General features: G+C 73.0%; 20 protein-coding genes and 1 riboswitch. Of the genes, 11 read left to right on the top strand and 9 right to left on the bottom strand.

Going from position 1 to position 22,434, the window contains the following annotated elements:
• Nucleotides 1–16: 16 nt before the first annotated feature.
• Together ACWGIF_RS04125 and ACWGIF_RS04120 are read right to left on the bottom strand one after the other, a co-directional pair.
• Nucleotides 17–568 (bottom strand): LppU/SCO3897 family protein, encoded by a 552-nt coding sequence (locus tag ACWGIF_RS04125; RefSeq protein ID WP_453490719.1) that lies wholly within the window; start codon nt 566–568, stop codon nt 17–19.
• Nucleotides 569–665: 97 nt separating this feature from the next.
• Nucleotides 666–1,487: a methyltransferase domain-containing protein gene (locus ACWGIF_RS04120; protein WP_453490716.1), complete on the bottom strand. Its 822-nt coding sequence runs from the start codon at nt 1,485–1,487 to the stop codon at nt 666–668.
• Between the two features lie 203 nt (nt 1,488–1,690).
• Here ACWGIF_RS04120 and ACWGIF_RS04115 point away from each other — a divergent pair, with 203 nt between their 5' ends.
• The 4 genes from ACWGIF_RS04115 to ACWGIF_RS04100 all read left to right on the top strand — a co-directional run bounded on the left by ACWGIF_RS04115 (nt 1,691) and on the right by ACWGIF_RS04100 (nt 5,293).
• Nucleotides 1,691–2,263: a TIGR03086 family metal-binding protein gene (locus ACWGIF_RS04115; RefSeq protein WP_453490713.1), complete on the top strand. Its 573-nt coding sequence runs from the start codon at nt 1,691–1,693 to the stop codon at nt 2,261–2,263.
• A gap of 150 nt (nt 2,264–2,413) precedes the next feature.
• Nucleotides 2,414–3,631 (top strand): aminotransferase class I/II-fold pyridoxal phosphate-dependent enzyme, encoded by a 1,218-nt coding sequence (locus tag ACWGIF_RS04110; RefSeq protein WP_453490854.1) that lies wholly within the window; start codon nt 2,414–2,416, stop codon nt 3,629–3,631.
• A 153-nt stretch (nt 3,632–3,784) separates the two neighbouring features.
• Complete coding sequence (locus tag ACWGIF_RS04105; RefSeq protein WP_453490710.1) at nt 3,785–4,906, top strand: MBL fold metallo-hydrolase; 1,122 nt, start codon at nt 3,785–3,787, stop codon at nt 4,904–4,906.
• Nucleotides 4,907–5,023: 117 nt separating this feature from the next.
• Nucleotides 5,024–5,293: a hypothetical protein gene (locus ACWGIF_RS04100; RefSeq protein ID WP_453490707.1), complete on the top strand. Its 270-nt coding sequence runs from the start codon at nt 5,024–5,026 to the stop codon at nt 5,291–5,293.
• Between the two features lie 9 nt (nt 5,294–5,302).
• Here ACWGIF_RS04100 and ACWGIF_RS04095 read toward each other — a convergent pair whose 3' ends face one another.
• The 5 genes from ACWGIF_RS04095 to ACWGIF_RS04075 all read right to left on the bottom strand — a co-directional run bounded on the left by ACWGIF_RS04095 (nt 5,303) and on the right by ACWGIF_RS04075 (nt 10,875).
• Nucleotides 5,303–6,823, bottom strand: a complete 1,521-nt coding sequence (locus tag ACWGIF_RS04095) for a N,N-dimethylformamidase beta subunit family domain-containing protein (RefSeq protein ID WP_453490704.1) — start codon at nt 6,821–6,823, stop codon at nt 5,303–5,305.
• A gap of 269 nt (nt 6,824–7,092) precedes the next feature.
• A complete protein-coding gene (locus ACWGIF_RS04090) occupies nt 7,093–8,199 on the bottom strand; it encodes an epoxide hydrolase family protein (RefSeq protein WP_453490701.1) in 1,107 nt (368 codons plus the stop codon).
• Between the two features lie 443 nt (nt 8,200–8,642).
• Nucleotides 8,643–9,101 (bottom strand): MarR family winged helix-turn-helix transcriptional regulator, encoded by a 459-nt coding sequence (locus ACWGIF_RS04085; RefSeq protein ID WP_453490698.1) that lies wholly within the window; start codon nt 9,099–9,101, stop codon nt 8,643–8,645.
• A gap of 362 nt (nt 9,102–9,463) precedes the next feature.
• A complete protein-coding gene (locus ACWGIF_RS04080) occupies nt 9,464–10,102 on the bottom strand; it encodes a DedA family protein (RefSeq protein ID WP_453490695.1) in 639 nt (212 codons plus the stop codon).
• Nucleotides 10,099–10,875, bottom strand: coding sequence for an MBL fold metallo-hydrolase (locus tag ACWGIF_RS04075; protein ID WP_453490692.1), 777 nt, complete (start codon nt 10,873–10,875; stop codon nt 10,099–10,101). Before ACWGIF_RS04075 ends, ACWGIF_RS04080 begins: the two co-directional genes overlap by 4 nt.
• Before the next feature lie 119 nt (nt 10,876–10,994).
• On the opposite strand from ACWGIF_RS04075, the gene ACWGIF_RS04070 reads away from it, so the two are divergent.
• From ACWGIF_RS04070 to ACWGIF_RS04045, 6 genes are all read left to right on the top strand, one after another.
• The gene (locus ACWGIF_RS04070) at nt 10,995–11,399 is read left to right on the top strand and encodes a hypothetical protein (protein WP_453490689.1); all 405 of its coding nucleotides are present in this window, start codon (nt 10,995–10,997) and stop codon (nt 11,397–11,399) included.
• A 99-nt stretch (nt 11,400–11,498) separates the two neighbouring features.
• A complete protein-coding gene (locus tag ACWGIF_RS04065; RefSeq protein ID WP_453490686.1) occupies nt 11,499–13,667 on the top strand; it encodes a phage holin family protein in 2,169 nt (722 codons plus the stop codon).
• Between the two features lie 75 nt (nt 13,668–13,742).
• Nucleotides 13,743–15,125, top strand: coding sequence for an amino acid permease (locus tag ACWGIF_RS04060; protein WP_453490683.1), 1,383 nt, complete (start codon nt 13,743–13,745; stop codon nt 15,123–15,125).
• Between the two features lie 42 nt (nt 15,126–15,167).
• Nucleotides 15,168–15,608 carry an SRPBCC family protein gene (locus tag ACWGIF_RS04055; protein WP_453490680.1) on the top strand — a complete coding sequence of 147 codons (441 nt, stop codon included), beginning with the start codon at nt 15,168–15,170 and terminating at the stop codon, nt 15,606–15,608.
• A 138-nt stretch (nt 15,609–15,746) separates the two neighbouring features.
• The gene (locus tag ACWGIF_RS04050) at nt 15,747–16,808 is read left to right on the top strand and encodes an ATP-binding protein (RefSeq protein ID WP_453490851.1); all 1,062 of its coding nucleotides are present in this window, start codon (nt 15,747–15,749) and stop codon (nt 16,806–16,808) included.
• Nucleotides 16,805–18,619 carry a vWA domain-containing protein gene (locus ACWGIF_RS04045; protein ID WP_453490677.1) on the top strand — a complete coding sequence of 605 codons (1,815 nt, stop codon included), beginning with the start codon at nt 16,805–16,807 and terminating at the stop codon, nt 18,617–18,619. The genes ACWGIF_RS04050 and ACWGIF_RS04045 overlap by 4 nt, the downstream gene beginning before the upstream one ends.
• A 4-nt stretch (nt 18,620–18,623) precedes the next feature.
• On the opposite strand, the gene ACWGIF_RS04040 is transcribed toward ACWGIF_RS04045, so the two are convergent.
• Nucleotides 18,624–20,213: an RNA polymerase sigma factor gene (locus ACWGIF_RS04040; protein WP_453490674.1), complete on the bottom strand. Its 1,590-nt coding sequence runs from the start codon at nt 20,211–20,213 to the stop codon at nt 18,624–18,626.
• 214 nt (nt 20,214–20,427) lie between these two features.
• Nucleotides 20,428–21,189: a methyltransferase domain-containing protein gene (locus ACWGIF_RS04035; protein ID WP_453490671.1), complete on the bottom strand. Its 762-nt coding sequence runs from the start codon at nt 21,187–21,189 to the stop codon at nt 20,428–20,430.
• Between the two features lie 57 nt (nt 21,190–21,246).
• Nucleotides 21,247–21,348: riboswitch (ZMP/ZTP riboswitch) on the top strand.
• Nucleotides 21,349–21,414: 66 nt separating this feature from the next.
• Here ACWGIF_RS04035 and ACWGIF_RS04030 point away from each other — a divergent pair.
• A complete protein-coding gene (locus ACWGIF_RS04030) occupies nt 21,415–22,260 on the top strand; it encodes a bifunctional 5,10-methylenetetrahydrofolate dehydrogenase/5,10-methenyltetrahydrofolate cyclohydrolase (protein ID WP_453490848.1) in 846 nt (281 codons plus the stop codon).
• Nucleotides 22,261–22,434: the final 174 nt, after the last annotated feature.

The following is a 22,434-nucleotide window of genomic DNA, read 5'->3' as shown; positions in this document are numbered from 1 at the left end:
CGCGGCGCGGCGTCGTCTACTTCTTGATCTCGTTGATGCAGAGCACGAACTGCTTGCCGGAACTGCGGCGGCCGCCGCTGGTCTGCTCGTGGTAGCCGACGTCCGACTTGCCTTCGCACCTGCTGCTGTCCACCGTGTCGGGGATCACCTCGACCACCTTGTAGGTGGCGGTGGCGTCCCCGCACTTCACCACCTGCAGGTCGGGGCTGATCGTGGACCCGTTGTTCTTGAGGCAGTCCCCGGCCTCGGCCTGGTCGGCGTCGTCCCGGCTCAGGAAGTAGCCGACCGCGATGACGATGACGGCGATCCCCATGCCGATGATCTTCAGGATCTTCATGAAGCCCATGCCCCCGCTCCTGGCCGGCGGCGCCGGGGCCGGCGGGGGAGCGGACCACTGCTGTTGCTGCTGCGGGTACATCTGCTGCTGGGGAACGCCGCCGTACGGAGGCTGGGCCTGCTGCGGGTGCCCGTACCCCGGCTGGGGCGGGTATCCCTGCGGCGGCTGCTGTGCGTACGGGCCGGGCTGGCCGGCGTACGGGCCGGGTCCCTGCGGCGGCGGGTAGGTCATGCGGGAGTCCCCCAATGGGCGTACTTATGTTCTCTTGACGTGGGCACGCTATAGCAAGCGATCACCGCCGCTCGAACCGCGTCCCACGGGGGCGGAGTCAGGCCCGGCAGAGGATCTCGCCGTGCAGGACCGAGAACCAGGCGTCCGGGGACGTGCCCCAGGCACGCCACGCGTCGGCGATCCCGGACAGGTCCGAGGTGTTCGCATGGCCCCCGGAGGTGGCGAGGGCCGCGTACGCGGAGTCCGTCGTCCGGTCCGCCCACAGGGCCGACCACCAGCCGGCCTCCTCCGGGGTGGCGAAGCACCAGGCCGTCGCCGAGGAGGTCACATCCGTGAACCCGGCCTCCCGTGCCCAGCCCCGGAGCCGCCGCCCCGCGTCGGGTTCGCCGCCGTTCGCGCGGGCGACCCGCCGGTACAGGCTCAGCCAGTCGTCCAGGCCGGGCGCGGCCGGGTACCAGGTCATCGCGGCGTAGTCGGCGTCGCGTGCGGCCACGACTCCGCCCGGCCGGCACACCCGCCGCATCTCGCGCAGAGCCTGCACCGGGTCGCCGACGTGCTGCAGCACCTGGTGGGCGTGGACCACGTCGAAGGAGTCGTCCGGGAAGTCCAGCGCGTGGACGTCCGCCGTGCCGAAGGACACGACGGCGCCCAGCCCCCGCTCCTGCGCGTGGGCGCGGGCCTGCGCGAGGACGTCCTCGGCGGCGTCGACGGCGGTGACCCGGCCGCCCGGCGCGACCAGCTCCGCCAGGTCCGCGGTGATCGTGCCGGGGCCGCAGCCGACGTCCAGCACCGACATCCCCGGCCGCAGCTCGCCGATCAGGTACGCGGCGGAGTTCTCGGCGGTGCGCCAGCGGTGCGAGCGCAGGACCGACTCGTGGTGGCCGTGCGTGTAGACGGCGGTCTCCTTGGCGGCGTTCATGACCGTACCCCTCCTCGTCGAAGCGTGGGTCCCACGGTAGATGATCAGTTCGACATCTGAGATGCGCGTTCTGACATGTGGACAACCGCGGGGTGGGCCAAGGGGTGCGGGCGGGTCGGTGGCAGGGTGATGCGGGTGCGAGGAGAGTGGCTCCAGGAGGGGTCGGCCAGGAGGACATCCCAGTGCGGAGGACGGTGAGAGCCATGCCGGAGACGCTGCTCGAACGGCACGCCGAGGCGCTGCGGCTCTTCGGCGAGCGGGTGCGCGCGGTCGAGGACGACCGCTGGGACGCACCGACCCCGTGCAGCGAGTGGAACGTGCGGGACCTCGTCAACCACGTCACCGGGGAACAGCTCTGGATCCCGCCGCTGGTGGCCGAGGGGCGCACGGTCGAGGAGCTCGGCGACGCCTTCTCCGGTGACGTGCTGGGCGTCGACCCGGTGGCGGCCTGGGAGAGGGCCTCGGCCGCCGCGCACGCCGCCTTCGCCGCGTCCGGCGCGCTGGAGCGGACCGTGCGGCTCTCGTACGGGCCCACGCTCGGGTCGGCGTACTGCTCGGAGCTGACCGCCGACTGCGTCGTGCACACCTGGGACCTCGCCCGGGCCGTCGGCGCCGACGACCGACTGCCCGACGGCCTCGTCGAGTTCTCCATCAAGGAGGTCATGCCGTACGCCGACGGGCTCGCGGCCAGTGGCATGTACGCCGAGCCGGTCGACGTTCCGGCGGGCGCGAACGCGCAGACCAGGCTCCTCGCGATGGTGGGGCGGAAGGGCTGACGCCCGCGACGGGTCGCGATAACAGGCATACAGTCCTAAATAATCGTATAAAGGTCAGGATCGGTGGAGCGGAGCAGGGCGAGCACGGCAGAGAGCGCAGCAGGACGGGCGCGGCGCGGCGAGCGCGGAAGGCGGGAAGCGGTGGCGGGGATGCAGCGCACGGCGCCGGAGGGCCGGGGCCCGGTCCGGTACGGCCCGCCCGCACCCCAGCCGGGCCTGCCCGTACTGCCCGAGCTGCTCTCCGTCCTCGCCGCGGCCGCCGGGCGCTCCGCCCCCGAACCCCCGGGCGGCGGTACAGCCCTGCGCGAGGCCGCCTGCCGGCACTGGGGCCGGCGCGGGCTCGCCACCTCCCCGGAGAACGTGGCCGCCGGACCCGGAGCCCCCGCCCTGCTCCTGGCCCTGCTCGGGGCGTACGGGGGCGACGTGATGCTGCCCCGCCCCTGTCCCGCCTGGTGGACCCCGCAGGTCCGGCTGCTGGGACGGCGGGCCTACCACGTGCCGACCCCGGCCGAGTGCGGCGGCGTGCCGGACCCCTACGCGCTGCTGGAGACCGTACGGCGGGTCCGCGCCGAGGGCGGCGACCCGCGCGTGCTGCTGCTGTCGGTGGCCGACGACCCGACCGCGACGGTGCCGCCGCCCGAGATGGTGCACGAGGCCTGCGAGGCCGCCGAATCCGCCGGACTGTTCGTCGTCAGCGACGAGAGCTGGCGCGACACCGTCCACCGCCCCCACGACACCCTGGTCCTGAGCCCCGCCGAGATGCTCCCCGACCAGGCCGCGGTCCTGGTCGACCTCTCCGGCGCGCTGCTGCCCGCCGGCTGGCCCGCCGCCGTGGTCCGCTTCCCAGGCACCCCCCGCGGGACCTGGCTGTGCGCCCGCACCCTCGATGTCCTCACCGCCACGGGCGCGATGGTCGCCGGTCCCGTCGCCGGCGCCGCCGCGCACGCCCTCGACGAACCCGACGTCGTCGCCGGACGCGCCTACGCGGCCACCGCCCTGCACGGTGCGGTGGCCGCCGCCGCGCACCGCCGACTGCTCGAGGCCGGGGCCCTGGCCCGGCCCCCGCAGGCCGGCCGGCACCTTTACGCCGACCTCACCCCGCTGCGCGCCGGACTCGCGCGGCACGGCGTCGCAGACGCCATGGAACTGGAGGACTGGCTCGGCGGCCGGCTCGGCGCGCCCACGCCGGGCGGGCAGCGGTTCGCGGACGAACTGGGCGCGCTGCGGGTGAGGTTGTCCACCGGGCCGCTGCTGGGTGCCACTCCGCGGGAGCGGATGGCCGCCCTCACCGCCCGCGATCCGCTGGCGCTGCCGCACGTACAGGACTCCCTGGACCTCCTCGGCTCGGTCCTGGCGGAGCTGGCCTGACCCCCCGTCCCCGTCCCGATCCGCCCCCGGCCAGCCCGCCCCGGCCAGCCCGCCCCGGCCAGCCCCGCCCCGGCCAGCCCCGACCCGACCCGACCCGACCCGACCCGACCCGACCCGACCCGACCCGACCCGACCCGGAACGGAGACTTCTCGATGAGGGACCGGACGGACGCCACCACCCCCGCCACCGCCCCCGCCTCCGTGCCTCCCGCTCCGGTACGGCCCGCGCCTCGTCCCACACTGACAACACCGACGCCCCCTCCGGCACCCCCTCCGGCACCGACGCCGGAGCCCGAGCGCAGCTCCGCTCCGCGCCCGCTCGGTGAACACCGCCGGTGGCCCGGCTCCTTCGCCGACCGGCTGACCGCCCCGCTCCCCGGCGTCCGCGCCTTCGCACGGCTCGCCCGCGAGGGCGCCTTCCGGCCCGGCCCCGAAGGGCTGCGCGGCATCCCCGACCTGCCGTACGAGCCGGGCCCGCTGCCCGCTGCGGCCCCCGGCACGGTCTCCGTCACCTGGGCCGGGCACGCCAGCTGGGTCCTGCGCACCGGCGGGCTGACCGTGCTGACCGACCCCGTCTGGTCCCGGCGGATCCTCGGCACCCCGACCCGGATGACCCCCGTCGGGGTGCCCTGGGAGGACCTGCCTCCGGTGGACGCGGTGGTCATCAGCCACAACCACTACGACCACCTCGACGCCCCCACCGTCAAACGGCTGCCCCGGCACACGGCCCTCTTCGTCCCCGCCGGGCTCGCAGGCTGGTTCCGCCGCCGCGGCTTCACCCGGGTCACCGATCTGGACTGGTGGGAGTCGGCCGAACTGGACGGCGTGCGCTTCGAGTTCGTCCCCGCCCACCACTGGTCGAAGCGGTCCCTGATCGACACCTGCCGGTCCCTGTGGGGCGGCTGGATCCTCACCGACACCCTCAGTCAGACCCCGAGGAGCGTCTACTTCGCGGGTGACACGGGCTACGGCCACTGGTTCGGGGAGATCGGCCGCCGTCACCCCGGCATCGACCTCGCCCTTCTGCCCGTCGGCGCCTACGCCCCCCGCTGGTGGCTCGGCGACGTCCACGCCGACCCGGAGGAAGCCGTCCAGGCCTGCCTCGACCTCGGCGCCCGCCGGATGGCCCCGATGCACTGGGCCACCTTCGTCCTCTCCGCCGAGCCGGTCATGGAACCCCTGCACCGCACCCTGGCCGCCTGGTCCCGCGCAGGACTGCCCCGCGACCACCTCTGGGACCTCCCGATCGGCGCCTCCCGCACGCTGCCCGACTAGAAGCCCGAGTGCGGCTGCGCATGCCCGGGCGGGGGAGAGGGGATACGGCTCTCGAAGCCATCGGTCACCGGGAGGGGACGAACCACGATGAAACGCGTTACGTCACTGATCAGTTCCATGGCTCTGGGTATCGGCCTGGCGGTCGCGGCAGCCACCCCGGCGGCCGCCGACCCCTACGACTGCCGCACCTGGTACCAGTCCAGCACCACCGCCGCGGGGACCTGTACCAACGGAACCGGCGAGTTCCGCGTCTACACCCGGTGCGACAGGCCCCTCGCGCGGGACTACACGGTGTACGACCCGACGTGGCGGCGCGTCGGCACCACGAGTACGGCGATCTGCCACAGCGGCGGCAAACCGTACGGCGCGGGCATCCAGGTCCACTAGGAGTGAGGGTCAGGGGGTGGTGATCGAGGAGGGGGTGGTGATCGAGGCGTTCGCCTCCGCGTAGTGGGCGGCGAGATTGTCCTGGGCGGGCTTGGCCCGCCCGGCCGCCCGCTGCGCGAACGCCCGGAGGACGTTGGCGGTGACCGTGCGCGTGAAGTGTCCGGCGCGGGCGTCCAGACCGTGGTTGGCCTTGCCGCCACCGGGCCCGCGCGCGTCGAGGGCCTCGACCCAGCGCATGGTGCCCGTGGCGAAGACCGCGGCACCTCCGGGCAGGGAGACGTAGGCCGTATCCGCGTACGAGGCCCTGCCCTTGCACACCACCGGCGAGTGCGCGAGGACTTCGATCGGCCGGGGCGTCGGGAAGGACGGGTTCACCCGGTCGAACTCGATCCCCACGAGGTGGGGAAACGAGTCACCGGCCCGCGCGCCGGTGCCCGCCAGGAGCCAGTGGTCCGGGTGGGAGACGACATAGGGGGCGTCGACCGGATAGCCGTCGTAGATGACGCCGAGCAGTGAGCTCTCCGGGTCGGGGGCGGGCGCGCGCCGGAAGTCGTTCGTGGGCGCGGAGCCCTGCTGGAAGCCGGGGTCCCGGGCGTAGTCGTTCTTGTAACAGACCACGATGCGGTCCGGCGCGGTCGGCGAGGCCGCGAAGCGGATTCTCCGGTAGCAGCAGTTGGCGCCGAGCACGGCCAGGTTCATCCCCGCATCGCGCGCCCGGGTCACGTGGCGGCGCTGCTCGGGACTCCAGTACTCGTCGTGGCCCGGCGAGACCATGGCCGCTGCGTCGCGCAGGAGGTCCGGATCGCGGGTCAGGTCCAGACCCGTCGCGTACGCCAGGGGAAGACCCAGGCGCTCGGCGAGCGCGATCACGGGTGCCTCGAACACGAGGAACTGGCCGGCGCCCTGTCTGTTGGCGTACGGGCGGTCGAAGGAGACTTGGAGGGACCGCGACCCGCTCTTGCCAGTCGAGCCCCTGTAGAGGTCCGCGCCGCCCCACCGGTTGTACGCCTGCCATGTGGCCACCGCGTTGACCACGACCGTACGGCCGGCGGCCGAGGAGGACCGGACGGTGAGCGGCAGGTAGCGCTGGGCCCGTCCGTCTCTGGTGTCCAGCCGCAGGAGGTAACAGCCTTCCGGCCACCCCGAGGTGTCCACTTGCGCCGTCGGTTCCCACGGGGCGTGCGCCATCCGCGTGGCTGGATCGGTCCTGGCCGGTGGCTGGCGGACGCCCGGCAGAGCGGTCGACTTCCAGACCAGGCGGGCCCGGGCGCCGCCGTACCAGCCCATCCGGTAGGCGGAGACGGTGTAGAACGCCGACGTCGTCGACACCCGCAGCGCCACCGGCTCACCGGGGCGGACGCTGACCCGGTCGGCGAACCCCTCGACGGCACGCGCCGGTCCGGTCCGGGTGATCCGCCAGTCGGGGGAGCCGGGCAGCGCGTTCTCGGCCTTCACATCGAGCCCGCACCCCCTCCGGACGCGGTCCGCGGCCTCGTCGGGGCCGGCGGCGGCACGCGCGGCCGTCGTCATACCAGCAGGCCATGAAGCGAGCGCGGCAGCGGCAAACCCCAGGAAGAGCCGGCGCCCGGGCCCCAGCCGGTATGACGACGGCCCGTCCGGAACACCCGTCTGCTCCATCACATCACCCCGAGAATCCGAACCGCCTGGGAACCGTTCTAGCCCATGACGCGCACCACTTCCCTGCGCGCCACGCAACGAAGCGGTCTTGGAGCAGGGCTCCGGGTGGGGTGACGGCCGGCGCCCCGGGGTGCCGGGAGACTCGCGGCCGGCCGTGCCCGTCAGCGGGCGGCGACCCGCCGGTCGTGCTCGATGCCGGTGAGGAAGAAGTTTCGTACGTCCTCGGCGAGCAGCTCCGGCACCTCCATCGCGGCGAAGTGGCCGCCGCGGTCGAATTCCGACCAGTGCCTGATGTCGTACAACCGCTCGGCCAGCGGTCTCACCGACTGGGTGATGTCGTGCGCGAACACCGCCACACCCACCGGTACCGGGCACGGCTCGGTCCGCCGCTGCGCCTCGCGGTGCAGCCGCGCTGAGGAGGCGGCGGTGGCGGTCAGCCAGTACAGCGAGACGTCGGTGAGCAGCCGCTCGTCGCTGATGGTCGAGCGGGGGTCGGTCCAGTGTGCGAAGCGCTCGGCGATCCAGGCCAGCTGGCCGACCGGCGAGTCGGTCAGCGCGTAGCCGATGGTCTGCGGGGTGGTGGCCTGCAGGGCCTGGTAGGGCGGACGGTTCGCCATCATCTGCCTGACCTTGTCCAGCCGGGCCTCATCCGCTTCGGACAGTTCGATGCCGGCGTCCGGGTCCGGCCGGGTCGGCAGGTAGTTGACGTGGACCCCGACGACCCGCTCGGGCGCCACCGCGCCGAGCGCCGTCGAGATGCCCGAGCCGAAGTCGCCGCCGTGAGCGCCGTAGCGCTTGTAGCCGAGACGGTGCATCAGCTCGGCCCAGGCCCGTGCGACGTGGGCGATGTCCCAGCCGCGGCGGTGGGTCGGTCCGGAGAAGCCGTAACCCGGGATGGACGGAATCACCAGGTGGAAGTCGCGCGACAGCGGCTCGATCACATCCAGGAACTCCAGGAACGAACCGGGCCAGCCGTGGGTGAGGATCAGCGCGAGAGCGTCGGGCTTCGAGGACCGGACGTGCACGAAGTGGATGTTCTGGCCGTCGATCTCGGTGGTGAAGTGCGGAAGCCGGTTGAGCTCGGCTTCATGCACGCGCCAGTCGTAGCCGGTGCGCCAGTGCTCGGCGAGCTCCTGCAGCCGCGCCAGGGGGAATCCGTAGTCCCACCCGGCGTCGGCCACCTCGTTGGGCCAACGGGTGCGGGAGAGACGGTCGGTCAGGTCGTCGAGGTCGGCCTGGGGGATGTCGATGCGGAACGGCTTGATCATGGTCTGCACTCCGGCGAGATTCATTGGAAGCCCAAACGTTCGTGACACCAACGAAACTAAACTGTTAGTCGGACTAACGCAAGAGGGGGGTGGGGTGCTCACTTCGAGGGTGATGGGCCCGCAGAACGGCCGGACCAGAGCGCGAAGGGCGGGCTCGGTGACCCGCGGGCTCGCCGTCCTGTGCACTGCGGACGGAGCGCGAACGACCTCGGAGCCGGCGCGCCGTATCGGCGTCAGGAGCGCGACGGCCTCCGCCCACGCCTCGGCGCTGCGCGCAGCCGGCCTCCTCGCCACCACCCGCACGGGCCGCCCCGTGCATCACAGGCGTACGGTGCTGGGGGGACTCCTGCTGAACGGCGGCTCTCGCGGCCCGAAAGCGCCACGAGGCGCCTTCCCGGGCGGGCCGGGCCCGAGCTGATCGGCCCGGCGGCGCCCGGAACGTCTCAGTGGTGCCAGGCCCGGCCGCCCGTATTGCGGATGAAGCGCTGCAGCACCTTGAGGGTGGTCAGGTACTCCTCGTCCGAGACGTCGGCGTGCCGCTCGGCCCACAATTCCTCTTGCAGGGCCGCTGCCCTGCCGAAGAACTCCCGTCCCTCGGAGGTGATCCCGAGGCGGCCGCCGGCGTCCTGCGTGATCCAGCCCCGGGCGATGGTCGTGTCGATCTCCTCGCCCACCATCCCCCCGCCCACGGCGAGATAACCCTGCAGGGTCTCGGTCACCTCCTCGCGGGTCTTCGTCTCCGCGGCCCCGGCCACCTGCGCCAGGACCCACCACTGGGGCTGGGTGGTGCCGATCCCGGCGAGCGCGCCGCGGGTGCGGGCGACGATCGCGTCGTAGGCGGCCCAGCTCCAGTAGTCGATGGGCTGCCGGATCAGTTCGGCGTCGTTGTGCGAGTACTCCATGGTGGATCCGCTCCGTCCGCTGTTCAAGATCGCCGTTGCGGAAAGCCTAGAACCCGAAGTGCACTTGAGGTCCAGGGCCTCTCAGATCCCGCCCGTTGAAGCCGCAGCCGCGGGCTCGGCCGGCGGCCACGCCGAACCACTTCGGCAGGTAAGCAGATCCTGCTGGTCCTCGCAGGCCCACGCCACGCGGCCGTCGGCCGCAGCAGCGCGGCGGGCGGGCCCGGTGCCTGACGTGTGGCGCAAGCAACCTTCTTGGCGTGGCATCAGCTCCCGGCCGGCCCGCCCTCCGGTGCCCTCGCGGTCGCGCACAGGCCGCAGCGGGACGCCGAACCAAGCCTGAATCAGATCTGTTGAGACGAGCCTTACCGCTGCGCCCACCGGGTTCGCAGGCGGCGCCAGAGGGCCGGCGCCGCGCTGATCAGGAGAGTCAGGCCGACGGCCAGGACCACTCCCTTCCAGGGCTCGGTGAAGAGGGAGCCGCCCAGGATGCCGATCAGGCCGTACGTCGCCGCCCAGGCCAGGCACGCCAGTCCGTCGCCCCGGGCGAAGCGGCGCAGGGGCATCTGCGCCAGGAGGCAGGCCAGCATCACCGGGATCCGGCCCGCCGGCACCAGCCGCGAGACCACCAGGACGAGCACGCCGTGCTCGTCCAGTTTCGTCTGCGCCTGTTCCAGCCGCTCCGGCGTGGCCCGGCCGCGCAGTGCCTCCAGCCAGCGCGAGCCGCCCCGCGAACGCACCCCGCGCTGCCCGAGCCAGTACAGCGCCAGGTCCCCGGTGAACGCCGCCAGCGCCGACACCGCGAACACCAGCAACACCCCCAAGGGCAAAGCCTGTTGGTGGAAGGCCACCACCGCGGCCGAACTCACCAGCGCCCCCGTCGGGATCACCGGCACCAGGGCGCCCAGCGACACCAGCACGAACAACGCCGGGTACCCCAACGCCTGCTGGGTGGTCTCCGGCGGTACCTGGCCGGCCCCCGCCGCGAGCTCGCGCCACGTCACGGCAGCCGCACCCGCTCACCGTGCCCGGGCACCCGTACGGTCACCTTCGGTGCGAGCCGCCGCGCGAGCCGCTCGAACTCGTCGCCCGGCGCGTGGAATTCGTGCGGCCGCACCGCGTCCATCCCGACGGGCCAGTACGTCCCGTAGTGCACCGGCACCGCCGCCGCGGGCGCGAGCCGGGCCAGGGCGCGCGCGGCCCGCCCCGCGTCCAGGTGCCCGGGGCCCAGGTACGGGCCCCAGCCGCCCACCGGCAGCAGGGCCACGTCCACCGGCCCGACCTCCTCGGCCATCGTGTCGAACAGCCCGGTGTCCCCGGCGAAGTAGGTCCGCGCCGCACCCTGCACCACGTACCCCAGCGCCGGCGCGAGGTGCGGCCCGAACGGCAGCCGCCGACCGTCGTGCCGCGCGCTGACGGCCCGGACCCGGACGTCGTCCCGTACGGCGACCTCCTCGCCCGGGGCCACCTCCGTCACCGTCAGCCCGCGCAGTCCCGCGACCCGCGCCAGCCCCGGCACCGCCCGGCGTGCCCCGCGCGGCACCAGCAGCCTCGTCCCGGCCGCGAGCCGCGCCAGCGACGGCAGGTGCAGATGATCGGCGTGCAGGTGCGACACCAGCACCACGTCCGCCACCGCGGCCTCGGGCGGCGGCATCGCCCCGCGCCGCCGCCGCAGGTGTGCGAGCCGCCGTGCGAACAGCGGATCCGTCAGCAGCCGCACCCCGGAGTCCTCGACGGTGCACGTGGCATGACCCCACCAGGTGATCTCCACCGGCACCCGGACCTCCCTCCCTCGCGCCCCGTTCACGAGCGTAGAGGCTGCCCCGTGGATCCGCCGGGAACCGGAACCGCTCCGCCCCTCCTCTCCGGCGGCGGATCGGAGTAGGGTCCGGCGGCATGGAAGAGTTGCGCGTGGCCGCGATCGCCAGCCTGGCCCCGCTCGAGGACCTGGACGCCGACCCGTTCGCCGTGGACACCCGCGGCCAGCACGCCATGTGCGCGCGCTGGGCCGCCGACCGCGGCTACGTGGTGACGAAGGAGTTCCTCGTCTACGGGCTGCGCGCCGACCACTGCGGCCTCTGGTCCGACATCGACGCCGGACAGGTCGACCTCTTCGTCGCCGCCAACCACCGGGTGCTGGCCCGCGCCCTGCGCTCCGTAGAGGAGTTCACCGCCGAGTGCGAGCGGCGCGGCGTACGGCTGGAGACCGCCGGGGCCGACGAGCCCCGGTACACCTCCGCGATGAAGGCCGAGGTGCACCGCCGGCTGTCCATGCCGACCGCGGGCTACGACGGCACCTGACCTGCCCACGGCGCACCTGTGCGCCGTACGTGTCACCCGGCCGGCGGCGCCCGGCTGTGCGAGCCTGGAAGGCGGTACGGGCTCGCGGGAGGTGGCGGCGTGGGGCGAGGACGGTGGCGGACCACGGGCAGCGCCCAGGTGCGGGTGGTCCTCGTCTGGGCGGTGTCCACCCTCACGATGCTCGCCCTCGCCGGGATCCTGCCGGACTTCCGGCTCCAGTCCGGCGACGGTGACAGCGTCACGCAGATCGGGCTGACCGCCGCCTGGGGCGCCGGGGCCTTCGGTCTGCTGAGCGCGCTGGTCTGGCCGGTGCTCGTACGGGCCCTGCTGCTGGTCCCCGCCCTGGTCCTCGGGCTGCTCGTCTTCTTCCTGAACGGCTCGCTCCTGCTGATCGCACTCAGCCTGACCCCGGCCGGGCGCGGCGAGGCGGCCCCCGAGACCGCGGTGGTCGTGGCCGCCGTGATGTCCGCGGTGGCGTCGGCGACTTCCACCGCACTCGCGGTCCGCGACGACGAGGCGTACCGGCGCCGGCTCTACCGGCTCGCCGACCGGCGCCGCCGCCGTCAGGGCCGGGCGGGCCGGCCGCGGTCGGCCTCGCCCGGGCTGGTCTTCCTCCAGCTCGACGGGGTCGGCCACGAGGTGCTGCGCCACGCCTGCGAGAGCGCGCTGATGCCCACCGTCGCCGGGTGGCTGGACCGCAGCCACCGCCTCGCCCCCTGGCTTACGGACTGGTCGAGCCAGACCGGAGCCAGCCAGCTCGGCATCCTGCACGGCTCCAACTTCGACGTGCCCGCCTTCCGCTGGTACGAGAAGGACACCCGCGAGGTGGTGGTCTGCAACCGGCCCACCAGCGCCGCGGAGCTCCAGCGGCGCGCCGTCGAGCGCACGGGGGACGGCGGACTGCTCGCGCTCGACGGGGCGAGCCGGGGCAATCTCTTCAGCGGCGGCGCCGACCAGTTGGCGCTCGTGCTCTCGGTGTCGGCGCGGCGGGGCCGGGCGAACCGGTCCCGCGCCGGCTACTTCGCCTACTTCTCCGATCCGGCCAACGCTGTCCGCACGGCCGTGTCCTTCGTCGCCGAGGCGGCCCGGGAGATCGGACAGTCGCTGAGGGCGCGGATCCGCGGGGACCGGCCGCGGGTGGCGCGCGGCGGGCTGTACCCCCTGATCCGGGCCTTCGCGACCGTGGTGGAACGGGACGTGGTCGTCGCGGCGGTGATCGGCGACATGCTCGCCGGCCGCGCCGCGGTCTACGCCGACCTGGTCGCCTACGACGAGGTCGCGCACCACTCCGGCCCGCGCGGCCGGGACACCGACCGGGTGCTGGCGCGCCTCGACCGGAGCCTCGCGCTGATCGCCCGGGTCGCCGAGCACGCACCGCGGGAGTACCGGATCGTGCTGCTGTCGGACCACGGCCAGAGCGCGGGGGAGACCTTCCTCGGCCGGTACGGGCTGACCCTGAAGGACCTGGTCCGGGCGGGCTGCGGGCTGCCGGTCTCCCGCCGGGCGGGCCGCACGCGCAGTGGGGCCGAGGCCCGGGCGGCCGTCCTGGCGGCTCTTCACCGGCCGGTGGAGGAGGACGAGGAGGCCCGGCCGGGGCCGGGCTCCGACCCGGTGGTGCTCGCCTCGGGCAACCTCGCCCTGATCTCCTTCCCGGACGTCCCCGGCCGGGCCTCGCGCGAGCGCATCGACCGCGAGCACCCCGCCCTGCTGGCGACCCTCGCGAACCACCCGGGCGTGGGCTTCCTGCTGGTGGACGGAGTGGTGCTGGGCCCGGGCGGGGCGCGGGCCCGCCTCGACGTCCCGGGGGAGGCGGAGGAGCTGCTGGCCCCCTTCGGGCCCGGCGCGGCCGAGGCCGTCCGCCGCACCGACGGCTTCCCGCACGTGGCCGACGTCATGGTGAACTCGGCGTACGACCCCGGGACGGGCTCGGTGCACGCCTTCGAGGAGCAGATCGGCTCACACGGCGGCCTGGGCGGGGAGCAGGGCCGCCCCTTCCTGCTGTGGCCCGTGGACCTGTCGGACCCGGGGGCCGAGCTGGTCGGCGCGGAGGCGGTGCACGGCGTACTGCGCCGCTGGCTGCGCGAGGCGGACGGGCCCCAGGTCCCCTTGGCCCCGCCGGGCGAGCCGGTGGCCTCGCCGGTGCCGCCCGCCGTGGGCGGGGCCGGTCGCAGGGCCGCGCTGCCGGTGCCGCAGGATTCCCCGCCGGAGGCCGCCCACGGCGGAATCTTTCCTTCCGGAGGGGCGGCCGTACGGGACGAAACCCGCTGATTTGGTGCCGCCCGCACGGTGGCCGACCATGTGTCGACCTGCCCACCATGTGAGACAGCCCGAGGCGCACCCCCGATGACCAGCACCGTAGCCCCGCCCACCGAGACCCACAGGACTGCGGAGCCCCGCCCGCAGGGCGATCGCCGCTTCGGCCTGCCGGTCGCGACCTGCCTGGTCATGGGCAACATCATCGGCGGCGGGATCTTCCTCCTCCCCGCCTCGGTGGCCCCCTTCGGCACCATCAGCCTCGTCGCCTTCGGCGTGCTCACCCTGGGCGCGATAGCCCTCGCACTCGTCTTCGGCCGCCTCGCCCACCGGCACCCGCAGACCGGCGGCCCGTACGTCTACGCCCGCGCCGCCTTCGGCGACTTCGCCGGCTTCCTCGCCGCCTGGAGCTACTGGATCACCACCTGGGTCTCCAACGCGGCGCTCGCGGTGGCGGCCGTCGGCTACCTCACCGTGCTCCTGCCCGGCATCGGCGGGCACAAGTGGGCCATGTGCCTGGCCGCCCTCGCGTTGCAGTGGCTCCCGGCGCTCGCCAACCTGGCCGGCACCCGGTACGTCGGCGCCGTCCAACTGGTCTCCACCGTGCTGAAGTTCGCCCCGCTGCTGCTCGTGGCCGTCGGCGGGCTCTTCTTCTTCGACCCGGCCAACCTCGGCCCTTTCCAGGCCACCGACCAAAGCGCCGTCGGCGCCGTCTCCGCCTCCGCCGCGATCCTGCTCTTCAGCTACCTGGGCGTCGAGTCGGCCGCCGTCAGCGCGGGCGAGGTCCGTGACCCGGCCCGCAACGTCGGCCGGGCCACGATCCTGGGCACCGCGGGCGCGGCCACCGTGTACCTCCTCGGCACCCTCGCCGTCTTCGGCCTGGTCGCACACGAGAAGCTGGTCTCCTCCGAGGCCCCCTTCACGGACGCCGTCAACGCCATGTTCGGCGGCACCTGGGGCGGCACGCTCGTCGCCTGCGCCGCGGTGATCTCGATGGCCGGCGCGCTCAACGGCTGGACCCTGCTCAGCGCACAGACCCCGTACGCCGCCGCCAAGGACGGGCTCTTCCCCCGGGTCTTCGAGACCCGGAAGCGCGGCGTCCCCGTGGTCGGCGTGGGCGTCACGGTCGCCCTGGCCTCGGCGCTGACCGTCTACAACTACACCGCGGGCTCGCAGCGTGTCTTCGAGGTCCTGGTCCTCGTCACCACCTTCACGGCGACCGTCCCCTACCTGCTCTCGACCGCCGCGCAGATCTATTTCCTCGCGTCGGGCCGGTCCGACCAGGTCCGGCCCGGCCGCCTGGTCCGCGACGCCGTCCTCGCCTGCCTGGCCTTCGGCTTCTCGATGTGGCTGGTCGCCGGCTCCGGCCACGCCGCCGTCTACCAGGGGGTGCTGTTCCTCTTCGCGGGCGTCCTCGTCTACGCGGTGATGGCCGCGAAGAAGGACCGCGTCGCCGTCCCACCTGCGCGGTAGCGTGGAACCAGAGGACAGTCAGGGGGGCTCCAAGGAGTCGCCATGTCCACGATCAGAAACAGTATCGAGATCGACCGCACGCCGGAGGACGTCTACTCGTACATCACGGACCTCACGCACCTGCCGGAGTGGCAGGACAGCGCTGTGGCGGCGGTGCCGGTGGGCGAGCTCCCCGTCCACGTCGGTTCGCAGGTCGTCGTCACCCGCCGCATCGGCAAGCGGAGCATCCCCACGATGATGGAGTACACGGAACTCGACCCCCCGCGGAGCTGGCACCTCCACGGAGTCAAGGGGCCGGTCCGGCCGGATGTGCGGGGCACCATCGAACCCCTCGACGGCGGAGCCCGTTCACGCGTCACCCTCGCCGTCGACTTCGAGGGCCACGGGATGGGCCGGGCCCTCGTCCCGGTCGTGGTCAGGCCCATGATCCGCAAGGAGATGCCGCGGAGCGAGGAGAAGCTCAAGCACCTGCTCGAAGCGTGACCGCTTCCCGGGAGCGAAGCATGACCACATCCCGTTCGAAGGGTGAGCGCCGCCGGTAAAACCGGATGCTCCGGGGTACGTGGTGCGGCCACACTGGCCGCACCACGTCACCGACACCCCTTGAGGACATCCGCGCTCGTGCAGGCCGCCGTCACCGTCACCCCCGCCCAGATCCCCGAACTGCTCCTCGGCCTCGCCACCGTGCGGCCCGTGTTCCTCTGGGGTGCGCCCGGCATCGGCAAGTCCTCGCTCGTACGGAAGTTCGCCGACTCGCTGGGCCTGGAGTGCGTCAGCCTGCTCGGTACGCAGCTCGCCCCCGAGGACCTGATCGGCGTACCGCAGATCCGAGACGGCCGCTCCGTCTTCTGCCCGCCGCAGGCCATCGCCCGCGACGAGCCGTACTGCCTCTTCCTCGACGAGCTCAACGCCGCGAGCCCGGACGTCCAGAAGGCCTTCTACTCGCTGATCCTCGACCGCCGGATCGGGTCCTACGAGCTCCCCGCGGGCTCCATCGTCATCGGCGCCGGCAACCGGGCCACCGACAACGCGCTGGCCCGGCCCATCGCCTCCGCGCTGGTCAACCGCCTCACCCACGTCCACCTCCAGGCGTCCGCACGGGACTGGCTGGTCTGGGCGGGCGAGCACGGCATCCACCCCTGGGTCACCGACTACCTCACCGACCGCCCCGACCACCTCTGGTCGCAGCCGCCGAAGACCGAGGAGCCGTTCTCCACCCCGCGCTCCTGGCACATGCTCTCCGACGCCCTGCACTCCTTCGGCGCGGAGCTCGACGAGCAGACCCTGAAGGTGATCGCGCACGGCACCCTCACCCCCGCGCACGCCGTCTCCTTCTGCGGGTACGCCAAGATCGTCCGCCACAGCTTCGGGATCGAGGCGATCATGAAGGGGGACGCCTCCTGGCCCACCCGTCCCGCCGACCGCGATCTGCTCTACTACCTCGCCGAGGCCTTCCGGGGCCGCCTGGTCAAGGAGCTGCCCGCGCAGCGTGAGCACGTCTCGCCCGCCCTGCGCCAGACCGCCTACCGTGCCAAGGCACTGCTGGTCCAGCTCGCAGAGATCTCCGTGGAGGTGGCGCAGACCGTCATCGCCGACGACGCCGACGGCCTGCCGGTGCTGCCCTCCTGGTTCCTCGTGGAGGCCGCCCGGGACATGCCGCGCCTGGTCGAGGCCCGCCGATGAGCGGGTCGCGCCCCCGCCCGCAGAAGAAGGCCCAGCCCGACCCCGCCGCCCAGGCCTTCGCCGAGGGCCTGGCCCTGATCAAGCGGAATCCAGCCCTCGCCGCCGTCGGCGGCAGCGTGTGCCAGCAGGCCAAGTGCCCGGGGACCCCCGCCGCAGGCCTGGTCGCGGTGGACTCCAACGGCGTCCTCCACGTCCGCTCCGGGCTGCGCGCCGACCCCCGCGCCTGGGCCTGGGCCCTCGGCCACGCCCTGCTCCACCTCGGCTTCGGCCACGTCCCGGCCGCGGACGAGGAGGACCGCGCGCAACCCGACCGTTTCGACCTCGCGGCCCGCTGCGCCGTCGTCAACCGCTTCCTGCTGACCCAGCCGTCCCTGCGCCCGCCGGACGACCTCCCCGCCGAGTACCCCGGCGGGGACGAGGAGCTGCTCGCGGCCCGCTGGCGCCGCGACGGCATCCCCACCGCCTACGAGCGCTGCGGCACCGCGGGCGACCAGCCCGACCAGCTCCTGGTCACCTGGCGTGTGTGGAACACCACGGTCCCCGACTGGGAGACCGCCTTCGCGCACGCCCTGACCCGCAGCGTCTCCGCCGCCATGGAGGTGGCCGGCGGGCGGCGCGACCGGGCCACGGGGGAACGGGTGGCCCAGCGCCCGTGGGACCGGGCCCTGAACTGGTTCGTCTCCTCGTACCCGCTCCTCGGCGGCCTCGCCAGCGGTCTCAAGATCGTCGCCGACGCCGGGCTGGCCCGCTCCCAGGGCATCGCCGTCGCCGCCGTCAGCGCCACCGCCGGGGAGATCTACGTCAACCCCCTGCGCACCTTCGAGGACGAGGAATGGCGGTTCATCCTGGCCCACGAGATGCTGCATGCGGCCCTGCGTCACGGCGGGCGCCGCGGCGCCCGGGACCCGTACCTGCACAACGTGGCCGCCGACTACGTGGTCAACGGCTGGCTCGTGGAGATGGGCGTGGGCTCCATGCCGGCCGGGCTGCTGTACGACCCGGCGCTGAAGGACCTGTCCGTGGAGGAGGTCTACGACCGCATCACCACCGACGCGCGCCGGATGCGGCGCCTCGCCACCCTGCGCGGCAAGGGCGTCGGGGACATCCTGGGCGAGCCGCTGCCCCACGCGGGCAGCCTTCCGTACACGGATCTGGACGAGTTCTACCGGCGCGGCCTGGTCCAGGGCTTCGACCTGCACGCCTCCGGCGAGCGCGGCCTGCTGCCCGCCGGGCTGATCCAGGAGATCCGGGCCCTGGCCCATCCGCCCGTGCCCTGGGACGCCCGGCTCGCCCGCTGGTTCGACGAGTACGTGCCGCGGCCCGTGGCCGTACGGTCCTACGCGCGCCCGGCCCGCCGACAGGCCTCGACCCCGGACATCCCGCGGGCGGGCCGCCACTTCCCGCCCGAGGAGATCGCCCGCTGCACCTTCGGTGTGGTGCTCGACACCTCGGGATCGATGAACGCCGCCCTGCTCGGCAAGGCGCTGGGCGCGATCGCCTCGTACGCGGAAGCCCGCGATGTACCGGCGGCACGCGTCGTCTTCTGCGACGCGGCGCCGTACGACGCGGGCTATCTGCCGCCGACCGAGATCGCGGGCCGGGTGAAGGTGCGCGGGCGCGGTGGAACCGTGCTGCAGCCGGGCATCGACCTGCTGCAGAGGGCGGAGGACTTCCCGCCCGGGGCCCCGGTGCTGGTGATCACGGACGGGTGGTGCGACACCCTGCGGATCCGGCGCGAGCACGCGTATCTGGTTCCGCAGGGTGCCTCCCTGCCGTTCACCCCCAGGGGGCCCGTCTTCCGACTGGCCTGAGGGCTTAGTCGAGGTAGTCGCGCAGCACCTGCGAACGCGACGGGTGGCGCAGCTTCGACATGGTCTTGGACTCGATCTGACGGATGCGCTCACGGGTGACCCCGTACACGCGGCCGATCTCGTCCAGGGTCTTCGGCTGGCCGTCGTTGAGGCCGTAGCGCATGGAGACCACGCCCGCCTCGCGCTCGGAGAGCGTGCCCAGGATCGACTGGAGCTGCTCCTGGAGGAAGGTGAAGGAGACCGCGTCCGCGGGCACGACCGCCTCGGAGTCCTCGATGAGGTCACCGAACTCGCTGTCGCCCTCCTCACCCAGGGGGGTGTGCAGGGAGATCGGCTCGCGGCCGTACTTCTGGACCTCGATGACCTTCTCGGGGGTCATGTCGAGTTCCTTGCCCAGCTCCTCCGGAGTGGGCTCCCGGCCGAGGTCCTGCAGCATCTGGCGCTGCACACGGGCGAGCTTGTTGATGATCTCGACCATGTGGACGGGGATGCGGATGGTGCGCGACTGGTCGGCCATGGCACGCGTGATCGCCTGCCGGATCCACCAGGTCGCATACGTGGAGAACTTGAAGCCCTTGGTGTAGTCGAACTTCTCCACGGCGCGGATCAGGCCGACGTTGCCCTCCTGGATCAGGTCCAGGAAGAGCATGCCGCGGCCGGTGTAGCGCTTGGCGAGGGAGACCACGAGGCGGAGGTTGGCCTCCAGCAGGTGGTTCTTCGCCCGGCGGCCGTCCTCGACCAGGATCTCCAGCTCGCGCTTGAAGGCCGGCTTGTGGTCCTCCTCCTCTTCGAGCTTGTACTCGGAGAACAGGCCCGCCTCGATGCGCTTGGCGAGCTCCACCTCCTGCTCGGCGTTGAGGAGCGGTACCTTGCCGATGAGCTTGAGGTAGTCCTTGACCGGGTCGGCGGTGGCGCCGGCCACCATGACCGTCTGCGCCGGGGCGTCGTCCTCGTCGTCGTCGGACAGGACGAAGCCCTGGGTACCTCCGACCTTCGGGGTCTCCTCCTCGGCCTCGTCCACGAGGTCCTCGGCAGCCCAGTCCTCGCCGACGGCGGCGGGGGTCTCACCCTCGTCGCCGTCCTTGGCGCTGGTCTTCTTCGCCGCGGCGGTCTTCTTCACGGCGGTCTTCTTGGCGGCGGTCTTCTTGACCGTGCGCTTCTTCGGCTCGGCGACGGCCTCGGCCGACGCCTCGTCCGCGTCCGCGGCCGCCGGCGATGCGGATATCGCCGAAGCGGTGGCGGTGGCCGCGGCGGTGGCCGAGGTCTTGCGCGCCCCGATGGGGCGGGGCGCGGCAGGGGCCTTCTTGGCCACGGTGCGGGCCGGGGCGGCGGCAGCCTTGCGGGGCTTCTTGGCGGCAGCCTTGGTGGCGGGAGCCGCGCTGACGTGAAGGGCGACACCCTCCTCGTCCAGGACCTGGTTCAGGCTGCGCAGGACCCGCTTCCACTGGTCCACCGGGATGCGGCCGGCCTCGAAGGCCTGGCGCACGTCGTCACCGTTGATGTGACCCTGCTCGCGGCCGCGCTCTACGAGCGCGACGAGGGCCTCGGATTCGGCGATCTCCGGAGGGAACGTACGGGACGGGCTGAGCGACACAAGGAGCCTCTCGTTGCGAGCAGATATGGGGTGGGCGGGACATCATCGCGCGAACTCGGGAAACAGACCCGAGGGGGGTCTGTATTCCGGGCCGCACGAGGACACCTGTCGGTTCATCGCATGCCCGAGTCGATTCGTTACGCGCTGAATTGAGTGACCTGCGCCACGCTGTGGCCACGCAACCCGATCCGGTGTGGATCCGTCCGCCCTCCCCTCAGCCTGTTTTGCGGGCTTCGATGAGGAAGCGGGCGGTGTGCGCGACGAACGGACCTTCGCGTTCGATCTGTTCGTGCAGCTCGCGCAACCGGTCCCGGTACTGCCCGACCGTGAAGCCGGGCACCATCCAGATCACCTTCCGTAGAAAGTAGATCACGGCTCCGATGTCGTGGAACTCCGTACGCAGTCGCTCGGAGCGCAGATCGAGGACTTCGAGGCCGGCCTTCGCGGCGTCGGCGGCCGCGTCGTCGGGGTGCCGGCCGCGCCGGATCTCCTCCGGTTGCGGGCCGAGGAAGTACTCGACGAGCTCGAAGACGCTCGCCGGACCGACCTGCTGCGAGAGGTACGTGCCGCCCGGGGTCAGCACCCGCGCGATCTCCTCCCACCAGATGGTCACCGGGTGCCGGCTGCTCACCAGCTCGAAGGCCTCGTCCCCGAAGGGCAGCGGCGGCTCGTCGGAGTCCGCGACCACCGCCGCGCCCAGCGGATGCAGCAGCCGGGTCGCCTTCGCGATGTTGGGCGGCCAGGACTCGGTCGCCACCGTCAGCGGCGGCAGCGGCCCGGACCCGGCGAGGACCTCACCGCCCCCGGTCTGGATGTCCAGTGCGGACCGGACCCGGGCCAGGTGCTCGCCCAGCAGCCGCTGGTAGCCCCAGGAAGGCCTCTGCTCGGTCGCCCGCCCGTCGAGCCACGAGAAGTCCCAGCCGTCGACGGATACGGATTCGGCCTCCGCGACAAGATGGTCGAAAGTGCGCGTCATGCACCGATCGTCCCAGGTCGGGCACCGTTCATCCAGTGGATAAGTCGACTACAGTGGTCGGCGGGCCGTGACTGGCGTTCGGGTGGATCACCACCGGGGAGCGGCCCGGCGTACCCCGGACCTCCGGTACGCCGACTGCCGCGCGCCTGGGCGAACCGCGATCCGCAGCGACGTTCAGGAGACCCCGTGACGACTGCCCAGACTGCCACCGCCAGTGCTCAGCTGATGGACGGCACCGCCCTCGCCCGCCGCATCTCGGAGCAGACCGCCGCCTCCGCGGCGAAGATCACCGAACGCACCGGCATCGCGCCCTGTCTCGCGACGGTGCTGGTCGGTGAGGACCCGGCCTCCGTCACGTACGTGCGCATGAAGCAGAACCGCTGCGCCAAGGCCGGGATCACCTCCCGCCACGTCGAGCTGCCGGCCGAGACCACCACCGAGGAGCTGGTGGCCGCCCTCACCGCGCTCTCCGAGGACCCGGAGATCAGCGGCATCCTGCTCCAGCACCCCGTCCCGCACCACATCGACGAGCGCGCCGCCTTCGAGGCCATCGCCCCGGGCAAGGACGTCGACGGGGTCACCATGCACTCCTTCGCCGCCATGGGCTTCGGGCTGCCGGGCTTCGTCTCCTGTACCCCGGGCGGCATCATGCGGCTGCTCGCCGAGTACGACGTGGACCTGACCGGCAAGCACGCCGTCGTGGTCGGGCGCAGCGCGATCCTGGGCAAGCCGGCCGGGATGCTGCTGCTGGAGCAGAACGCCACGGTCACCTACTGCCACTCCCGCACCGTGGACCTCCCGTCGATCGTGCGCCAGGCGGACGTGCTGGTCGCCGCTGTCGGCAAGGCCGAGTTCATCCGGGGTGAGGACATCAAGCCGGGCGCGGTGGTCCTGGACGCCGGGTACAACGAGGGCAACGTGGGCGACGTCCACTTCGAGTCGGCCGCCGCCCGGGCCTCGCTGATCACGCCGGTGCCGGGCGGAGTCGGCCCGATGACCATCGCGGTCCTGCTGGAGCAGACCGTCCAGGCGGCCGCCGCGCAGGCCGGGCTGGACCTCGCGGAGCTCTGACGCCCGCCGAGCCGTCGCGCGTACGGCGCACGCCCCGGGCCCTTCGGCCCGGGGCGTCGCGTTGTGACCGGCCGGGTCAGGATCAGCAGCGCCCCCGGCACGCAGCGGATGAGGCCGTCTCTCAGAGGCCGTCTCTCAGAGGTCGTCCTTCAGAGGTCGTCCTTCAGAGGCCGT

Source organism: Streptomyces sp. NPDC054849, assembly GCF_053610945.1.
The sequence above is the reverse complement of the archived record's forward strand: the minus strand, read 5'-3'. Positions and strand labels throughout refer to the sequence as shown.

What these genes read in the sequence shown, in the direction of transcription:
- ACWGIF_RS04125 (WP_453490719.1), bottom strand. Translation starts at nt 568, where the DNA reads ATGACCTACCCGCCGCCGCAGGGACCCGGCCCGTACGCCGGCCAGCCC.
- ACWGIF_RS04095 (WP_453490704.1), bottom strand. Translation starts at nt 6,823, where the DNA reads ATGACGACGGCCGCGCGTGCCGCCGCCGGCCCCGACGAGGCCGCGGAC.
- ACWGIF_RS04115 (WP_453490713.1), top strand. Translation starts at nt 1,691, where the DNA reads ATGCCGGAGACGCTGCTCGAACGGCACGCCGAGGCGCTGCGGCTCTTC.
- ACWGIF_RS04070 (WP_453490689.1), top strand. Translation starts at nt 10,995, where the DNA reads ATGGAAGAGTTGCGCGTGGCCGCGATCGCCAGCCTGGCCCCGCTCGAG.
- ACWGIF_RS04085 (WP_453490698.1), bottom strand. Translation starts at nt 9,101, where the DNA reads ATGGAGTACTCGCACAACGACGCCGAACTGATCCGGCAGCCCATCGAC.
- ACWGIF_RS04105 (WP_453490710.1), top strand. Translation starts at nt 3,785, where the DNA reads ATGAGGGACCGGACGGACGCCACCACCCCCGCCACCGCCCCCGCCTCC.
- ACWGIF_RS04045 (WP_453490677.1), top strand. Translation starts at nt 16,805, where the DNA reads ATGAGCGGGTCGCGCCCCCGCCCGCAGAAGAAGGCCCAGCCCGACCCC.
- ACWGIF_RS04090 (WP_453490701.1), bottom strand. Translation starts at nt 8,199, where the DNA reads ATGATCAAGCCGTTCCGCATCGACATCCCCCAGGCCGACCTCGACGAC.
- ACWGIF_RS04035 (WP_453490671.1), bottom strand. Translation starts at nt 21,189, where the DNA reads ATGACGCGCACTTTCGACCATCTTGTCGCGGAGGCCGAATCCGTATCC.
- ACWGIF_RS04030 (WP_453490848.1), top strand. Translation starts at nt 21,415, where the DNA reads ATGGACGGCACCGCCCTCGCCCGCCGCATCTCGGAGCAGACCGCCGCC.
- ACWGIF_RS04060 (WP_453490683.1), top strand. Translation starts at nt 13,743, where the DNA reads ATGACCAGCACCGTAGCCCCGCCCACCGAGACCCACAGGACTGCGGAG.
- ACWGIF_RS04100 (WP_453490707.1), top strand. Translation starts at nt 5,024, where the DNA reads ATGGCTCTGGGTATCGGCCTGGCGGTCGCGGCAGCCACCCCGGCGGCC.
- ACWGIF_RS04055 (WP_453490680.1), top strand. Translation starts at nt 15,168, where the DNA reads ATGTCCACGATCAGAAACAGTATCGAGATCGACCGCACGCCGGAGGAC.
- ACWGIF_RS04120 (WP_453490716.1), bottom strand. Translation starts at nt 1,487, where the DNA reads ATGAACGCCGCCAAGGAGACCGCCGTCTACACGCACGGCCACCACGAG.
- ACWGIF_RS04110 (WP_453490854.1), top strand. Translation starts at nt 2,414, where the DNA reads ATGCAGCGCACGGCGCCGGAGGGCCGGGGCCCGGTCCGGTACGGCCCG.